The sequence below is a fragment of the Bradyrhizobium sp. 155 genome (genome assembly GCF_023101105.1).
In the GTDB taxonomy this organism is placed as follows: Bacteria; Pseudomonadota; Alphaproteobacteria; order Rhizobiales; family Xanthobacteraceae; genus Bradyrhizobium; species Bradyrhizobium canariense_D.
Genome location: NZ_CP064704.1, coordinates 5,009,405 through 5,023,754 on the forward strand (window position 1 = coordinate 5,009,405; position 14,350 = coordinate 5,023,754).

Here is a 14,350-nt window from a genome sequence, read left to right on the forward strand (position 1 = left end):
TCCATCTTCCGTCTTGCGAGCGGCTGCCGGCGTAGGAATACGGTATCGGGCTGTCAGACGCTGCGAATGAGCAGTCACAAACGCATTTTTTCGTCAATTGTGGATGCCGGCCGTTCGCGCTAAGCATGCGCCTGGGGCTAGCCACCATGCAAAGAATGTCATGACCGAACGGCCTTCCGCTCTCGCGGTCGATCGCCGCGGGTTCATTCGCCTTGCCAGCACGACCGCCGCGGGGTGGCTGGCGCTCGGCGCAACATCTGATCGCGTACGGGTCGTGGGATCGCTGACGGCATTGCCGCTCGACGACGAGCTGACCAGAAGGAGCATGATCGATAGCCCGACCTCCCGCCTGGGTGGCCTCATCGTGGGCTTGAGGCAGCGAGGCTGGGTCGAAGGCGTCAATTTCCGCCTTGAGCTCCGTTCGACCTTCGGCGCGCCGGATAGAGTGAAAACCGCGGTTCAGGAATTGCTGGCGCTCAAGCCGGATGTGATCCTGACCGGCTCGACGATAGAAACCGCAGCAGTCCTGGAAGCCACCAAAACCATTCCGATCGTGTTCGCGACGGCCAACGATCCCGTCGGCAACGGCTTCGTCGAAAGCCTCGCCCATCCCGGCGGCAACGTGACCGGCTTCACCAACAGCAGCGCCGAGATGGGCGGCAAATGGCTTCAGCTCATCCGGGAGGCCGTGCCGGATCTTGCGCGCGTCGGTATCCTGTACAACCCGGCGACCACTCCTCGCGGCGGCCGTTTCTTCCTCGATTCCATCGAGCAAGAGGCAGCACTGGCCGGCGTGTCCGTGATCCCCGCCCCCGTCAGCGCGCCAACGGAGATCGACGAAGCCGTCAGGCCCTTTTCCGCTCCCCCCAAGGCGGCAATGATTGCGCTGGTCGACAGCTTCCTGGTGGTCCACCGGCAGGCGGCGGTGGCGGCGGCGGCCAAATATCGCGTCCCTGCGATTTACCCGTTCTATTATTTCATGGATGCGGGCGGGCTGATGAGCTACGGGCCGACGCTCGAAGTGCGCTCGGCCGACTATGTCGATCTCATCCTGCGCGGTACCAAGGCCGGAGATCTGCCGGTGCAATCGCCGCGAAAATACGAGCTCCTGATCAACCGCACGGTCGCTCGCACGCTGGATTTGACGATACCATTCACACTGCTCGCGCGCGCCGACGAGATCCGCGAGTGAACGAGACGATCGACCAGGGAGATTTGCGGCCACCTCCCGGCCGGCTGTTCCGCAAATACCTCTACTCGATCGTCGCGCTCGCTTTCGCCGCGCTCGCCATCAACACCGGCTTCGACGTCTGGTTCTCCTATCGCGAGCAGAAGCAACTCCTGGCGGCGACCCAGCGCGAGCAGGCAACAAGCGCCGCCGTCCAGATCGGCCAGTTCATTGGCCAGATCGAAAACCAGATCAGATGGCTCTCGCGCCTGCCCCCCGAGCTGTCCACGAACGAGGACCAGCGCCTGAACGCCATCCGCCTCCTGCGCCTCTCGCCTGCGATTGCGGACATCGCCGAGCTCGACGCCCAAGGCCGCGAGCAGGTGCGCGTGTCGCGCCGTGTCGCGGACAGGATCGGCAGCAAGACCGACCTCTCCGCCTCGCAGGCCTTCCGCGGCGCCAACGAAAGCCGCGCATATTACGGGCCGGTCTACTTCCTCGGCGACACCGAGCCGTTCATGACACTCGCCACGCGCGGAACGGGCCTGGCGCCGGATGTGATTGTCGCCGAGGTCAATCTTCGCTTCATCTGGGACCTCGTCGCCGGAATCAGGGTCGGCAACACCGGCAAGGCCTATGTGGTCGATCGCATGGGTATCCTGATCGCGCATCCCGATTTGTGGCGGGCGCTGCGCCGCAGCGATCTCTCCGGCCATCCCGACGTCCGAGCCGCGCTCGATGGCATCGGGCCGCCCTCCGGCGGCCTGGTCAAGGAGGATCTGTCCGGTCAACGCGTGCTGTCGACCTATGCGACGGTCCCCTCGTTGGGCTGGCTGGTGTTCGTCGAGCTGCCGCTCACCGAGGCCTATGCGCCGATCTATGCGTCGATCGGGCGCTCGACTTTTCTCCTGGTCATCCTGCTGGCATGTGCGGTGCTGGTCTCTCTCTTTCTGAGCCGGCGCATGACCGTGCCGATCCAGATCCTGACGCAGGGCGCGCGGCGGATCGGCAGCGGCGACCTCAGCCTGCGGCTCGCGATCAAGACCGGCGACGAGCTGGAGGCGCTCGGCGATCAATTCAACCGGATGGCCGCTCACTTGCGCGAATCCTATGCGACGCTCGAGCGCAAGGTGATCGAGCGCACCTCCGAACTGGAAAAGACCCGCGACCAGGCCCTTGCCGAGCACGATGCCGCCGAGCGTGCGCGCAGCGCGGCGGTCGCGGCCAACGAGACCAAATCGCGCTTTCTCGCGGTCGTCAGCCACGAGCTGCGCACGCCGCTGAACGGCGTCATGGGCGTGCTGCAACTGCTCGACGACGGCAGTCTCGGCGGAGCGCAGCGGCGCCACCTCACGACCGCGGCCGCGTCGGGCGAAACGCTGATCGCGCTGGTCGACGGCATCCTCGAATATGCGCGCCTGGAGGCCAGCGCCGAGACTCTGGAGACCCGCGATTTCCGCCTCGACCAGCTCATCGAGACGGCCGCCGATCTGATGCGTCCGCAGGCCTCTGACAAGGGCCTGACTTTCGATCTCGCCTGCGATGCGACGGTCAATACCTCCGTGCACGGCGATCCGGTGCGGCTCAATCGCATCCTGCTCAATCTGATCGGCAACGCGATCAAGTTCACCCCGCGCGGCGGCATCGGCTTGAGCGCGGCCGCCGAGAGACATGACGATCATGTCCTGCTGCGCATCACCGTGCGCGATACCGGCATCGGCATCGCGCCCGACATGCACGAGCGGATTTTCGAGGATTTCGTCCAGGCTGACGACAGTATCGCGCGGCGGTTCGGCGGCACCGGCCTTGGACTGGCGATCGCGCGGCGCCTCACCCGCCTGATGCGCGGCGAGCTGACGGTGGCGAGCACGCCGGGTACGGGCAGCTCCTTCATGCTTGAGGTACCGCTTGGCCTCGCCACCACCGACATCGCGCAAGGCGCGGTTCAGCCGCCATCACGGCAGCTTCGCGTGCTGCTGGTCGACGACGACCCCGTCAATTGCGAGGTCGGTGAAGCGATGTTGAAGAGGCTCGGCCACCACGCCACCATCGCCACGAACGGCGCGTCGGCCGTCGCGCTCCCCCGCGATCAGGCGTTCGACATCATCCTGATGGATCTGCACATGCCCGACATGGACGGCGTCGAGGCGGCATCGCGGATCCGCAAGCTCGGTCTGCCGACCATGCCGCGCATCATCGCGGTAACCGCGGACATGTCGGGCCGCGCCCGCGAGCGGCTCGCGGGGGCAGGCATTGCCAGGATCGTCAGCAAGCCGATCCTGATCAATGCGCTGCGCGAGGCGATCGAGGACGATGCCCAGAACCAGCCGGCCGCGCCGCAACTCGCCGCAGGCGCATTGATCGACCGGCATTTCCTTGATGACCAGAAGGAGCTGCTGGGCGCGGCGCAGATCGCAAAACTCCACGACCTGCTGGAACTGACGAGCGAAAAGCTGGTCGAGGAGATTGCCAAGGCTGCGGCGACTGACGATCCCGCGCAGCTCGCGCGCTGCGCGCACCAGCTCGGCAGCGGCGCGAGTGCGCTCGGCCTCGTCCGCCTTTTCGAATTCTGCCGTGAGGTCGAGCTGGCGGCAGTCACGATGTCCCGGCCCGAATGCGAGAGAGCCGCCCGCGAACTCGCCGCGCTTCGAGAGGCCTCGATGAGCGCGCTGGACGATCTGCTCCGGCCGGCCTAACAGCGTTCAGTCACTGGACTGAGATACAAGATGATCGGAGGCGCCGGTGCGCGCAAGATGTCTCGCCATTCTTCTCATGCTGCTCGCCCCTGCCGCGCGCGCCGAGGTCGAACAGTTTCCGTCCGGCTTCAAGACCAAAACCATCGCGGCCAACGGCACGCAGATTCATGTTCGCGTCGGCGGTCAGGGGCCTGTCGTGATCCTGATCCACGGTTTTGGTGATACCGGCGACATGTGGGTCAAGTCGCCGCTGATATCGCGCGCGACCACACCGTTGTCGTGCCCGATCTTCGCGGTATGGGCCTCTCGAGCAAGCCCGACAATGGCTACGACAAATGGACCCAGGCTGCCGACATGCGGGCCGTTCTCGCAGCGCTCGGCATCGAAAAGGCCGTCGTCGTCGGCCACGACATCGGAACCATGGTGGCCTATGCCTACGCGGCCCGTTATCGCGACCTGGCCGAGAAGCTGATCGTGATGGATGCCCCGGTGCCTGGGGTGCCGCCATGGGACGAGGTGGTTCGCAGCCCGCAGCTTTGGCATTTTGATCTCGGAGGCCCGGACATGGAGCGGCTGGTCAAGGGCCGCGAGCGCATCTACCTCGACCGCTTCTGGAATGACTTCGCGGGGACGCCTTCCAGGATCGCGGACGCAACACGCCGTCATTACGCAGCGCTCTATGCGCGGCCGGGCGCCATGCGTGCTGCGTTCGCCCAGTTCAGGTCGATCCGAACCGACGCCGAGGACAACAAGAAGGCGATCGCGACCAAGTTGACCATTCCCGTGCTGGCTGTCGGGGGCGAAAAATCCTTCGGTGCGACAGAGGCCGTCGTGATGCGAAACGCCGCGACTGACGTCACCGAATTGGTCATTCCGGACGCCGGTCATTGGCTGATGGAAGAGCAACCGGCGGTGACCGTGAAGGCGATACGCCAATTCCTCGATACCAAAAAATAGAGCAGCGAGCCGCGCGGAGCCGACATATCTCGGCTCAGCCCTTCCGCGCGGGTCATTTTGATCGGGTTGACGCCTCGCCCTCCCGGCCAAAGCGCTCGACCAGGAAATCAATGAACAGCCGCACTTTCACCGACAGATGTCGGGTCGGCGGATACACCGCATAGAGCGCAAGCGGCGGCGCAGAATAATCGTCCAGCACCGTTCGCAGTTCGCCTGTCCTCAAGGCGTCGGCGGCGATGAACTCCGGGAGCAGCGCGAGCCCCCTGCCCTTGATCGCGACATCGCGCAGCACCTCGGCATTGTTGACGCAGAGCGACCAGGCCGGCTGGATCCAATGATCGCCGTCGGTGCCGGTGAGCTTCCACTGATTGCCAGTGAGCAGGAAGCCGTAGGTCAGCGAGACATGTTCGCGCAGATCCTGCGGATGTTTTGGGGTGCCGTGACGCGCCAGATAATCGGGCGAAGCGCAGATCATGCGCGCCACCGGGATGATCTTTCGCGCGATCAAACTCGACGATTCCAATTCCGCGATGCGCAAGGTCACGTCAAAACCGTCCTGCACGGGATCGAGCAGGTCGTCGCTGAGCACGAGCTGGAGCTGCAGCTCCGGATATCGCGCCATGAAATCGGCAAGCACCGGCCCGAGCCGCAGGGTGCCGAACGACATCGGCGCGTTGACGCGCAACAGGCCGCGCGGCGCCGATTGCGCTTGCACCACGGCCTGGTCGGCCGCCTCGATCTCCGACAGGATCACGACCGCGCGCTCGAAATAGCGCTGGCCGTTCTCGGTCGGGCTCGCATGGCGCGTGGTCCGGTTCAGGAGCTGCACGCCGAGGCTTTCTTCGAGGTCGGCGATGTATTTGCTGATCGCCGAGCGTGACAGCCGCAACTGCCGGCCCGCCTCGGCAAAACTGCCGCTTTCGACCACCTTTACGAAGGCTCGCAGGCTGGCGACCTTATCCACGGGCTGGCGCCTGCGATTGTTTCCAAATCGTAGACATAGCCGTCATATTTGCATGGATTGTCTCCAATCCAAAGCGGAACGATATTTCCCTGCAGAGCAAGACCGCTCCCCGAGCTTTGGAGGACCGACAATGTCTGGACTGCACCATGTGACCGCGATCGCGGGCGACCCCATCAGGAATTTCGGCTTTTACACCCGTGATCTCGGTCTGCGCTTCGTCAAGAAGACGGTCAATTTCGACGATCCCGGCACCTATCACTTCTATTATGGCGACGAGACCGGCCGCCCCGGCACCATCCTGACGTTCTTTCCTTGGGCCGGCGTGCCGGCCGGGCGCCGCGGCGTCGGCGAGACGCACCAGACCGCCTTCCGCGTGCCGCAAAGCTCGCTCGGCTATTGGACGCAACGCTTCGTCGAGAAGGGCATCGCTTATGAGGCGCTGGAGAAGCGTTTTGGCGAGTCCGTGCTGCCGTTCACAGACCCTGATGGCATGGCGCTCGCGCTCGTCGGTATCCCCGGCGCCGAGAGCGAGCCCGGCTGGAGCAATGGCGAGGTGCCGGCCGAGCATGCGATCCGCGGCTTCCATGGCGTGACCTTGCTGCTCGACAGCGCGGCAAAAACGGCTGCCGTCCTCACCGACGTGTTCGGCTTCAAGGAGACGGCGCGCGAAGGCTCGGTGATCCGCTTCAAGGCACCGGGCGATGCCGAAGGCAGCGTCGTCGACATCTACGAAGCCAAGGGCTTCCTGCGCGGACACCAAGGTGGCGGCTCCGTGCATCACATCGCCTTCCGCGCGGCCGATGACGCCGAGCAGGGCAAGATGGCGCAAAGGCTCGTGAGCAATCACGGCCTGCACCCGACCGAACAGCGCGACCGCAACTACTTCCGCTCGATCTACTTCCGCGAGCCCGGCGGCGTGCTGTTCGAGATCGCGACCGACATCCCAGGCTTCGCCGTCGACGAGCCCGTGGCAACGCTGGGACACGACCTGAAGCTGCCGAGCTTCCTCGAAGCACAGCGCAAGCAGATCGAGGGCGTGTTGCCGAACCTGGAAGAGAGGGTGTCGTGACCGAGAGTTCATTCATCCATCGTTTCGAGCCCGCGCGTGACGCGGGCTCTCCTCCTCTCCTGCTGCTGCACGGCACCGGCGGCGACGAGAACGACCTGCTCGGGCTCGGCAAGATGATCTCGCCCGGCTCGGCCCTGCTATCGCCGCGCGGCCGCGTGCTCGAACACCGCATGCCGCGCTTCTTCCGCCGCCTCACTGAGGGCGTGTTCGACGAGGACGACGTGCGCCGCCGCGCCCTTGAGCTCGGCGACTTCGTTGCGGAAGCGCGGCAGCGATATGGCCTCGCCGCGCCGGTCGCGGTCGGCTTCTCCAACGGCGCCAACATCGCAGCCGCGCTGTTGTTGCTGAAGCCGGACGCGCTTGCTGGTGCGATCCTGCTCCGCGCCATGGTGCCGCTGTCGGATCCGCCCAAGGTCAACCTCGCAGGCAAGCCGATCCTGCTGTTGTCCGGGCAGGCTGATCCGATCGTGCCGGCGAGCAATTCGGCCCGGCTCGCATCACTGCTTTCCGAAGCGGGCGCGCAGGTCGGTCACAAGGTCCTGCCGGCGGGCCATCAATTATCGCAGGCCGATTTGACGCTTGCCCGCGACTGGATCGGCAAATTCGCCGCCGAAGTCGCCTGACAGAAGAAGCGGCGCATCGATTTCGAACGGTGCGCCGCGGCTTCATTCGAACCAGCCGCGCCGCTTGAACCAAATCAGCGGCAGCACGCCGCTGGCAATGATGGCGAGCCACGCCAGCGGATAGCCGAAGGTCCAGTCCAGCTCCGGCATGTGCTTGAAGTTCATGCCCCAGATGCCGACCAGAATCGTGGGCGGCACGCCGACGACCGAGACGATCGTCAAGATCTTGAACAGCTCGTTCTGCTGGATGTTGATGAAGCCGAGCACGGCATCGAGCAGAAGCTGGATCTTGTCCGACAATCGCGTCTCGTAATCGCCGAGCGAAGCGACATCCTTGGAGACGGCTTCGAGCCGCTTCTTCGACGCGGCGGTGATCCATTCACCCCCGACATCGCCGGCGAATGAAGCGATGCGGCCAACGCCAAGCAGGACATCGCGCGCCTTGGCGAGCCGATCCGCCAACTTGCCGATGTTTTCCAGCGCCTCGCGCATCCGCCGGCTGGAGCGGACCGGCCGCTTGCTGCGAACGAGCCCGCCCTTGAAGACGTCCCGCGAGAGCCTGTCGACCTTCGCGCCGAGATGCTCAAGGACATCGGCGCCGCGGTCGACCATGGCCTCGATCAGGCTGGTGAACACGCACATGCCGTTCTCCAGGCTGTCATCGGAACCGATGCGCTTGCCGATGTCCTCGAAGATCGGCAGCTGCGCGAAACGCACCGTCACCAGCACGTGCGGTCCGATGACGAATCCCACCGGCGTGATCTCGGCCTCGTTGTTCTCGTTGAGCCGGACCGCCGGCGAGCTGAGATAGAGCGTGCCGTTGTCGAGGATCAGGCGGCTCGACGCTTCGATCTCGCTGAGCGAATCCTCGGACGGAACGCGTATCCCGAGCAATCGTTCGACGAACTGCTTTTCCTCCGCGGTTGCGTCCAATAGATCAGCCCAGATGATCTCGGAGGGCATCTCCGCGCCGATCTTCTGCCAGTCGTCGGATGGCCACCTGTATAGTTTGAGCAAGAACCGAACTCCGCATACCCTCGCGCCGGATCGCACGGCCTGCGGCCATCCTGCGCCGAGCTAACGCATGAGGGTTCCGAACGTTCAAAAGTCGGGGGAGCATCGAGCGGCCCAATCAAACCAAGCGGGCGCGGCCTTCTTCGATGATGCCATCATGCCAGTGTTTTGCCCGACGCGTCAACGGCATCGCGCGACGCGCAACTCATCAATCGCGTCGCGCGCAAGTCATTGAAATCACTACCCTCGGCTACTGTGCATGGGGTTGTTCTTCAGGTTTTTTGTTTGGACCGGTCTCGTGACGATCTCTTCCGTTGGGAGAGATCGTCACCGACATCGCGCAATCGACATGCGCGCCCTACTCCCACGCCCATGTCGAGAAATCGTTCTCGTATTGGGGTACGTCCTTCCAGACGCCCTTCAGCTTCTTGTTGGTGATGGTGATCAGCTGCGGCTGGTACAAATAGCCCGAGACTGCATCGGTGGCCAGCATGCGCTGGGCGTCGCCGAGAAGCTTGGCACGGGCGGCTTCATCCGGCGTCGACACGATCTGCTTGTAGAGCGCATTGAAGGCGTCGTTGTTGTAGCCGAGATAGTAGTCCGGCTCGGTGATCTTGACGAGATCGAACGGCTCGACATGGCTGACGATGGTGAGGTCGAAATTATGCGGACCATTGCCGGCAAACACCTGCGACAGCCATTGCGCCCATTCGACGTTCTCGATCTTGGCGATGATGCCGACCTTGGCAAGCTGGGCCGCGAGGACCTCGCCGCCCTGGCGCGCATAGGACGGCGGCGGCAGCTTCAACGACAGCTCGAGCGGGGTGGTAACGCCGGCTTCGGCCAGCAGCTTCTTGGCCTTCTCGGGATCGTAGGGGTTGATGCCTGTCGTGTCGACATAGCCGAGCGCGCCCGGCACGTAGAAGCTTCCGATCGGCGTGCCGAAACCGTCGACCGCACCGTCGATCATCGCCTTGCGATCGATCGCGGCGAGGATGGCACGGCGCACGCGAACATCGTCGAGCGGCTTTTTGCGATGGTTGATACCGACGATGGTCTTGGCCCTGGAGCCGCCGACCATAACGTTGAAGCGCGGATCCGCCTTGAACTGCGCGATGGTGCGCTGGGCCGACACCCGGGGAAACGCGTCGACGTCGCCCGACAGCAGCGCCGCCGTCTGTGCGGACGGATCGGAGATGAAGCGGATCGTCACCTTCGCGAGCTTGATCGCGGCGGCGTTGCGATAGTCAGCCCATTTGGTCAGGGTCATCGAGGAGCCCTTGGCCCAGGCGCCCAGCTGATAGGGCCCGGTCCCGACCGGCTGCGTGATATTGGTGGCAGCGCTCTTCGGCTCGACGATCGAGCCGCTCGCCTGCCCCAGCAGGAACGGCAGGTTCGGCTCGGAATTTTTCAGGCTGATCACGACCGTGTCGGCGTCGGGCGCATCGACCTTCTCGAAGCTCTGGAACAGGCTCTTGTCCTTGTTGGTGCTGGTGGGGACCGCGTTGCGCTCGAACGAGAACTTCACGGCTGCGGAGTCAAACGGCTCGCCGTTGTGGAACTTGACGCCCTTGCGCAGCTTGAACGTATAGGTCTTCAGATCGGGCGCTGCAGTCCAGCTCTCCGCCAGCAGGGGCGAGGTGGTGCCGTCCTCGTTGATCTTGGTCAGGGTCTCATAGATGTTGTAGAGCGTGACCTCGGCGATCGCGGCGGCGGCGGCGTTGGTGGGATCGAGCCCCGGCGGTTCCAGCGCCATCGCCATGACGACGCTGTCCTTCTTGCTCTGAGCCAGCACCGGCAACGGAGCAGCGGCAAGTGCGGCGGCGAATGCGACGATCGATAGTTTCCTGAACATGCGTAACTCCCCGGCCTTGTCTTGTCTCAAGCCTACGCCAATCCTGCCGCGGACGCTAACCTTCCACGGGCAATTGCGGCAACGCCATCACGGCTTCCGCCTTGTGGCAAGCGGCCAGATGCGTCTCGCCCACCTTGCGTAGCTCAGGCAGAACCTCGCGGCAATGCTGGTCGGCTAGCGCGCACCGCGAGACATAGGGGCAGCCGGTCGCGGCCGCCGATTGCGAGGCGATCGCCTGGGCTCCGCGCCGCCGCCGGCCTCCGCCGGCGCGCACCCGCGGCACGGCCTCCAGCAGCGCTCGCGTATAGGGATGGGCGCAACGCTCGAACAAATCCTCAGGCCTGCCCTGTTCGACGATCCGGCCGAGATACATCACCGCGACCTCGTCGCAGAGATAGTCGACGACGGCGAGGTCGTGACTGATCAGGACGTAACTGAGGCCGAACTGCTCCTGGAGGTCCTGCATCAGGTTCAAGACTTGCGCCTGCACGGAGACGTCGAGCGCGGAGACCGGCTCGTCGGCGACGATCAGCTTCGGCTGGGTGATCAGCGCGCGCGCAATGGCGATGCGCTGGCGCTGGCCGCCGGAGAACTCGTGTGGATATTTCTCCATGTCGGCATCGCGCAGACCCACCTGCCGTAGCACTGCGGAGACGCGGGCACGTAGCGTCGTGCGATCAATCCCCTCCAGCACGGTGAGCGGTTCGGCGACGATGCGCGCGATGGTCTGGCGCGGGTCGAGCGATCCGTAGGGATCCTGGAACACCATCTGGAAATCGCGGCGGGCGCGGCGCAACTCGTCCGCGGAGATGCGGTTGAGGTCGCGGCCGAGCAGCGCGACCTGCCCCGATGTCGGCCGCTCCAGCGCCATCACCACCCGCGCGAATGTCGACTTGCCGGAGCCGGATTCGCCGACGATGCCGAGGCTCTTGCCGGCGTCGACCCGCACGCTGACACCGTTGAGCGCGCGCACCTGCCCGGGCGGGCGGAACACGCTTTCGCGCGGCAACGTGTAGCGCTGCTCGATATCCTTCACGTCGAGAAGAGGCGCCGTGCTCATACGGTCAGCGCTCCGACGCGTTCGGCCATCGACACGTCCGTCCGGATGCAGCGCACGAAATGGCCCGGTCCGACGTCCACCATTGCTGGAAGCGCAGCCCGGCACTGCTCGATCACGAGCGGACACCGATCGGCGAAGGTGCAACCGGAAGGCAGATCGGCGAGCTCCGGCACCGTGCCCGATATCGTCGTCAGCCGCGTCCCCTTGCGTGCGCCGAGTTTCGGTCGGGCGCGGAACAGGCCCTGCGTGTAGGGATGGCCCATCCGGCGGAACACCTCGTCGGTCGGTCCGCTCTCGATGATCGTGCCGCCGTACATCACCATCATGCGCTGCACGTTCTCGGCGATGACGCCGAGATCGTGCGAGATCAGGATCATCGACATGCCGCGCTCCTCGACGAGATCGGCGATGAGGTCGAGGATCTGGCCCTGGATGGTGACGTCGAGCGCCGTGGTCGGCTCGTCCGCGATCAGAAGGTCGGGCTCGCAGGCGAGCGCCATCGCGATCGTGACGCGCTGACGCTGGCCGCCGGAAAACTGGTGCGGATAAGCGTCGACGCGCCTGGCCGGATCAGGCAACCCGACGCGGTCGAGCAAGGCGATCGCCTCTCGCCGCGCCTGCGATGCCGAAAATTTCCTGTGACGCCGCAGCGGCTCGGCGACCTGGTTGCCGATCGTGTGCATCGGATTGAGCGCGGTCATCGGCTCCTGGAAGATCATGCTGATGCGATTGCCGCGCAGCCGACAATATTCCGCGTCCGACAAACCAGCGAGTTCGCCGCCATCCAGCTTGATGCTGCCGGTGACGGACGCGCTATCCGGCAGCAGCCCCATCAGCGACAACGCGGTGACCGACTTGCCGCAGCCGGATTCGCCGACGAGCCCGAGCGTCTCGCCGCGCTTCAGCGCAAAGCTGACGCCGCGCACGGCCTGCGCCGGCCCGCGGCTGGTGTTGAGGCGCACGCCGAGATTGACAACCTCGATCAACGGCATGGACGAGCGCTCGCTCATCATCATCGCTCCCGCGCCAGTCGAGGGTCGAGCAGATCGCGCAGTCCGTCGCCGAGCAGATTGAGGCCGAGCACCGCGATTGCAATCGCAGCACCCGGGTAGACGGCGAGCATCGGCGACTGGAACAGCAGCGACTGCGCGTCGTTCAGCATCCGTCCCCAGGACGGCTGCGGCGGCTGCGTGCCGAGACCGAGATACGACAAGGCGGCTTCGGCAAGGATCGCGAGCGCAAACTGGATCGTCGCCTGTACGATCAGAATCGACATGATGTTGGGCAGCACGTGCTCGATGGTGATGCGAAAGCGCCCTTTCCCCGCGGCGCGCGCGGCCAGCACGAATTCGCGCGCCCAGATCGCGTTGGCCGAGCCGCGCGTCAGCCGGATCAGCGTCGGGATCTGGAAGATGCCGATGGCGACGATCGAGGTCACCATGCCGGGCCCCACGACCGCGGCGAGCATGATCGCCGAGAGCACGGCCGGAAAGGCGAAGGTGAAATCGGAGAAGCGCATGATGATCTCTTCGGTCCAGCCGCGCCTGGCCGACGCGATGAGGCCGAGACAGACGCCGAAGGTGAGGCCGATGCTGACCGCGATGATGCCGACCATGATGGTGGAGCGGGCGCCGGCGAGCAGCAGCGAAACGATGTCGCGGCCGAAGACGTCGGTGCCGAGCCAGTGCGCGGCCGAGGGCGGCCGGAGCTTTGACGCGATGTCGATCTCATAGGGCGACCAGGGCGTCCACACCAGCGACAGCAGCGCCGAGGCGAGAACCAGCAGGCTCAGCGCGCCGCCGAGCACGAAGCTGCGATGACGCAGCGCGCGGCGCCAGAAGGTCCGGGCCGGCAGAGGGCGCGCTACGGCCGGCGCGTCGACGAGGGTGGTCAACGGCGCGCTCACAGATCGTGGACCTTGATGCGGGGATCGACGAAGGCATAGAGCACGTCGACCACGAAATTGACGATGACCACCATGGTCGCGAGCAGCATCACGCAGTTGCGCACCACGATGAGGTCGCGGTTGGCGATCGACTGAAAGATCAGGCGGCCGAGCCCCGGCAGATAGAACACGTTCTCGATCACGATGGTGCCGGCGAGCAGATTGGCGAATTGCAGGCCCATGACCGTCATCACAGGGATCATGGCGTTGCGCAGCACATGACTCCACAGTACCTCGCGCTTGCCGAGGCCCTTCGCGCGCGCCGTGCGGACGAAGTCTTCGCGCAGCACTTCCAGCACAGCCGAGCGCGTGACGCGTGCGAGGATCGCGGCCTGCACGACCGCAAGCGACACCGCCGGCAGCAGCAGCGACTTGATGCCGAGCCAGACGCCGTCCTCCCAACCGGGAAAGCCGCCCGCGGAGAGCCATTGCAGCCGTACCGAGAACAGTAGCACCAGCAGGATTGCGAACCAGAAATTCGGCAGCGCGATGCCGATCTGCGTCAGCGACATCACGCCGACGTCGCCGAGCTTGTTGTGGTTGGCGGCGGTGTAGATGCCGGCCGAGAGCGCCAGCGTCACCGTGATCAGCATGGACATCATCGCGAGCGGAATGGTCAACACCAGCCGCTCCACGATCAGGCTGGCGACCGGTGTGCCGTAGACATAGGAGTTGCCGAGATCGCCGACGAGCAGCCCTTTGATCCAATGCAGATAGCGAACCGCCAGCGGCTGGTCGAGCCCGAGCTTGACGGTGAGCGCGCGGACCGCATCTGGCGAGGCGTCGGCGCCCATCAGCATCTGCGCGGCGTTGCCCGGAAGCGCATCCAGCACCAGGAAAATGATCACGGACGCGCCGACCAGCGTCGCCAGCAGGGTCAGCACACGTCGGAGGACAAATACGCTCATGCGCGCTCGGATTCAGGGCTCATCCGCAGCACGATCAACATGTCCGGGCATCGGAGGCAAGTGCTTTGCAAACAAGTCCCTTGCGGCATGT

11 protein-coding genes and 1 pseudogene are annotated in these 14,350 nt (G+C 65.0%); 5 read left to right on the top strand and 7 right to left on the bottom strand.

What is annotated here, in order from left to right; all coding sequences use genetic code 11:
- Positions 1 to 160 precede the first annotated feature (160 nt).
- From IVA93_RS24445 to IVA93_RS24455, 3 genes and pseudogenes are all read left to right on the top strand, one after another.
- Positions 161 to 1,192, top strand: coding sequence for an ABC transporter substrate-binding protein (locus IVA93_RS24445; protein WP_247370816.1), 1,032 nt, complete (start codon positions 161 to 163; stop codon positions 1,190 to 1,192).
- Positions 1,189 to 3,864, top strand: a complete 2,676-nt coding sequence (locus IVA93_RS24450; RefSeq protein WP_247541191.1) for a hybrid sensor histidine kinase/response regulator — start codon at positions 1,189 to 1,191, stop codon at positions 3,862 to 3,864. The genes IVA93_RS24445 and IVA93_RS24450 overlap by 4 nt, the downstream gene beginning before the upstream one ends.
- Before the next feature lie 76 nt (positions 3,865 to 3,940).
- Positions 3,941 to 4,821 (top strand): annotated as a pseudogene (locus tag IVA93_RS24455) (alpha/beta fold hydrolase).
- Positions 4,822 to 4,873: 52 nt separating this feature from the next.
- Here IVA93_RS24455 and IVA93_RS24460 read toward each other — a convergent pair.
- Positions 4,874 to 5,785, bottom strand: a complete 912-nt coding sequence (locus tag IVA93_RS24460) for a LysR family transcriptional regulator (protein WP_247370820.1) — start codon at positions 5,783 to 5,785, stop codon at positions 4,874 to 4,876.
- A 130-nt stretch (positions 5,786 to 5,915) separates the two neighbouring features.
- Between IVA93_RS24460 and IVA93_RS24465 the strand changes: the two genes are divergently transcribed.
- Positions 5,916 to 6,854 (top strand): ring-cleaving dioxygenase, encoded by a 939-nt coding sequence (locus IVA93_RS24465; protein WP_018458646.1) that lies wholly within the window; start codon positions 5,916 to 5,918, stop codon positions 6,852 to 6,854.
- Positions 6,851 to 7,477, top strand: coding sequence for an alpha/beta hydrolase (locus tag IVA93_RS24470; protein WP_247370821.1), 627 nt, complete (start codon positions 6,851 to 6,853; stop codon positions 7,475 to 7,477). Before IVA93_RS24465 ends, IVA93_RS24470 begins: the two co-directional genes overlap by 4 nt.
- Before the next feature lie 42 nt (positions 7,478 to 7,519).
- Here the strand turns inward: IVA93_RS24470 and IVA93_RS24475 are convergent, their stop codons facing one another.
- The 6 genes from IVA93_RS24475 to IVA93_RS24500 all read right to left on the bottom strand — a co-directional run bounded on the left by IVA93_RS24475 (position 7,520) and on the right by IVA93_RS24500 (position 14,259).
- Positions 7,520 to 8,494 carry a magnesium transporter CorA family protein gene (locus IVA93_RS24475; RefSeq protein WP_247370824.1) on the bottom strand — a complete coding sequence of 325 codons (975 nt, stop codon included), beginning with the start codon at positions 8,492 to 8,494 and terminating at the stop codon, positions 7,520 to 7,522.
- 355 nt (positions 8,495 to 8,849) lie between these two features.
- Positions 8,850 to 10,346: an ABC transporter substrate-binding protein gene (locus tag IVA93_RS24480; protein WP_018458643.1), complete on the bottom strand. Its 1,497-nt coding sequence runs from the start codon at positions 10,344 to 10,346 to the stop codon at positions 8,850 to 8,852.
- A gap of 55 nt (positions 10,347 to 10,401) precedes the next feature.
- Positions 10,402 to 11,406: an ABC transporter ATP-binding protein gene (locus IVA93_RS24485; RefSeq protein WP_247370827.1), complete on the bottom strand. Its 1,005-nt coding sequence runs from the start codon at positions 11,404 to 11,406 to the stop codon at positions 10,402 to 10,404.
- A complete protein-coding gene (locus tag IVA93_RS24490) occupies positions 11,403 to 12,416 on the bottom strand; it encodes an ABC transporter ATP-binding protein (protein WP_026233629.1) in 1,014 nt (337 codons plus the stop codon). Before IVA93_RS24490 ends, IVA93_RS24485 begins: the two co-directional genes overlap by 4 nt.
- A gap of 2 nt (positions 12,417 to 12,418) precedes the next feature.
- The gene (locus tag IVA93_RS24495) at positions 12,419 to 13,312 is read right to left on the bottom strand and encodes an ABC transporter permease (protein WP_018458640.1); all 894 of its coding nucleotides are present in this window, start codon (positions 13,310 to 13,312) and stop codon (positions 12,419 to 12,421) included.
- Positions 13,309 to 14,259 (bottom strand): ABC transporter permease, encoded by a 951-nt coding sequence (locus IVA93_RS24500; protein WP_026233628.1) that lies wholly within the window; start codon positions 14,257 to 14,259, stop codon positions 13,309 to 13,311. Before IVA93_RS24500 ends, IVA93_RS24495 begins: the two co-directional genes overlap by 4 nt.
- Positions 14,260 to 14,350 lie beyond the last annotated feature (91 nt).